Here is a 2528-nt window from a genome sequence, read left to right as displayed (position 1 = left end):
TGACTCGGCGGGGTTCCGTTGGTGCGCGTGGCAATCAGTTAGGCAGATTGCGTCGTACGACGTGTGAGGTACCCGCGCCACACGGCAACGAGCCACATCGGCAAGGAGCCCGCCACCGAGAGGGCAAACGCGGTCCATGGCTCGACGGGGGCCACGCCGGCCAGGCTGGGTACGAGCACCGCCGTGTACATGCAGAGAAGTGCTGCGGCTGATGCAGTTCGGTATCGAAGCGAATGGTCATTCGCGGTCCACATCGCCGCGGCAAGTCCGAATCCGAGCAGTGCCACCGTTGCTAGCAGACCCCATCGGGTTGGATCCCACGTGTTAATGAGGATGCAGGCCATGCCCGCAAGAGCGACCACGGCGGTGGCCGCTACATCAAGAAATGGGTAGTTCTCGCGATTCCAGTGGTGGTGCGTGCCTGTAGATCCGATCTCGAAGCCGTTCACGTCAATCCCCTCGCGCACGTGGCGCTAGATCCCCAATCTGGCGCCGAGTGTCACGAATGTAGTACTTGCTTGGGCTGAGGCGCAACCGCGCGCTCTCCGCTGAGGCGGACGTGGAGTCCAAGTTCGCATGATCGTTCGATGCATCGCCAACTCGTGCTCGACGCTTCCCAAAGTGAACATCGACTTGTGGCGCGGTTGCGCGCTGTCGACAGAGGTCGCCCTTATCGTGGATGGAACCGACCAACCCGCGAAAACCCCTGGCAGAGGCCTCCTCCAATTCGAAAGGTCACCGGATCGACGCCGGTCGGAGCCACCAAGCCCCTCGCGTAGCTTCTACATCGCGAGGGGCCTTTTCTATTCTCAGGCGCGCAGGCGACCGCTCGGCAGCCGAGCCCCGGGGCCTTCCCCCAGGACACGGTGCGGCGCTCCGATTCAGGACACGACCATGAGACGTACCGCGTCCGCGATCCGGGCACGGTACTCGTCGCGGCTCACACCCTGATGCTTGAGACCGATCGACACCGCGTTGAGCGTGCGGGCGACACCGAGGGGCTCCGCGCAGGACGGCTCACCCTCGAGGGCAGCCCTCAGGACGGCCTCGAACCTCTCGGGGCCGGAGACCGCGATCGGGCCGAGAAGATCAGGGTTGTCCTCGACGAGGCCGGCCGTGTCCCCCATGGGGCCGAGATATCGGCCGGCCCAGCAGTCGAACGCGTCGACGACGCGCTCGACGAGCCGACGGCTGGGGTCGACGAGCGCCTTCTCTGCCTCCGCGAGGTCCAGCTCGATGCCTCGTTCGGCTGCGGCACGGAAGAGGCCGCTCTTGGACTCGAACAGGAAGTAGAGGCCTGGTCGCGAGATTCGGGCCTCCTTCGCGACGTCGTCCATCGAGGTTTTCCGATACCCGTAGCGGGCGAAGGTGCGCAGCGCAGCATCCAGCACCTCTGCCCGACGCGCGGGCGAACCCGCATTCTCGTCTGCCATGCGGGAACTATACCAACTAGACACACTTGACACTGTATGTATAGTGAATCTATGACAACTTCACCCTTGATCACCACGCCGTTCTCGGCGACCTCCACCACCGACGACGTTCTCGCCGGGATCGACCTGACCGGAGTCCGCGCCATCATCACGGGCGCATCGTCGGGCCTCGGCGCAGAGACCGCACGAGCGCTCACCGCAGCTGGCGCGGAGGTCCACATGGCCGTACGAAGCCTCTCCTCAGGCGACAAGGTTGCGACCGACATCGCCCTCTCGACGAGTGGCCGTCGGCCGCAGGTGCACCTCCTGGACCTCGCCAACCGCGCGTCGGTCCAGCGGTTCGTCGCCGACTGGGAGATGCCACTGCACCTGCTGATCAACAACGCAGGTGTCGTGACAGGCGGACTCGAACGCACCGCCGAGGGATGGGAACTCCAGATCGCCACCAACCACCTCGGTCACTTCGCGCTCGCTCGCGGCCTCCACGCCGCGCTGCGCGACGGCGCCGCCGAACGAGACGGGTCAAGGATCGTCGCCCTCAGCTCGACCGCTCACATGCGCGGGGGCGTGGACTTCGACGACCTCCAGTTCGTCCGTCGAGCCTACGACCCTCAGATCGCCTACGCGCAGGCGAAGACGGCCAACTCGCTGTTCGCGGTCGAGGCAACCCGCCGGTGGCAGGCCGACGGAATCGTCGCCAACACTGTCAACCCCGGCGGAGTCGCCACCGGCCTCCAACGACACTTCACGCCGGCACAGAAGGCGTCCCTCGAAGCCGCAGAGGCGGCGGGAGTGTTCTCGTACAAGACGATCGAGCAAGGAGCCGCGACGACGATGGTCGCCGCCATCCGCCCCGAGTTCGCGCATACGGGTGGCCACTACCTCGACGACGGACAGGAGGCGTACACGGTGCCCAACGACGCCACCCTCGCCGACCACCCTCACGGCGTGAAGGAGTGGGCACTCGACCCGGAGCTCGCCGAACGGCTGTGGACCGTGTCCGCCAACCTCATCGACGGATAGTCCCATCACTCGGGTGGGCCGCAGCACTGCGTCGGCCCACCCGAGGGCCCGTCGCAACCTTTCGTTCCTGAC

3 protein-coding genes are annotated in these 2528 nt (G+C 65.9%); 1 reads left to right on the top strand and 2 read right to left on the bottom strand.

Translation table 11 applies throughout. The features are described 5' to 3' along the window. Positions 1 to 38: 38 nt before the first annotated feature. Together AOP78_RS15155 and AOP78_RS14605 are read right to left on the bottom strand one after the other, a co-directional pair. Positions 39 to 449 (bottom strand): hypothetical protein, encoded by a 411-nt coding sequence (locus AOP78_RS15155; RefSeq protein ID WP_152659597.1) that lies wholly within the window; start codon positions 447 to 449, stop codon positions 39 to 41. Between the two features lie 432 nt (positions 450 to 881). Continuing rightward, positions 882 to 1433 (bottom strand): TetR/AcrR family transcriptional regulator, encoded by a 552-nt coding sequence (locus AOP78_RS14605; protein ID WP_174442393.1) that lies wholly within the window; start codon positions 1431 to 1433, stop codon positions 882 to 884. Between the two features lie 51 nt (positions 1434 to 1484). Here AOP78_RS14605 and AOP78_RS14600 point away from each other — a divergent pair, with 51 nt between their 5' ends. Continuing rightward, positions 1485 to 2456, top strand: a complete 972-nt coding sequence (locus tag AOP78_RS14600; protein WP_062206462.1) for an SDR family NAD(P)-dependent oxidoreductase — start codon at positions 1485 to 1487, stop codon at positions 2454 to 2456. Positions 2457 to 2528: the final 72 nt, after the last annotated feature.

Source organism: Demequina salsinemoris (genome assembly GCF_000974805.1).
In the GTDB taxonomy this organism is placed as follows: domain Bacteria; phylum Actinomycetota; class Actinomycetes; order Actinomycetales; family Demequinaceae; genus Demequina; species Demequina salsinemoris.
Note: the sequence above shows the minus strand (reverse complement) of the source record. Positions and strands in the feature narration are given on the sequence as shown.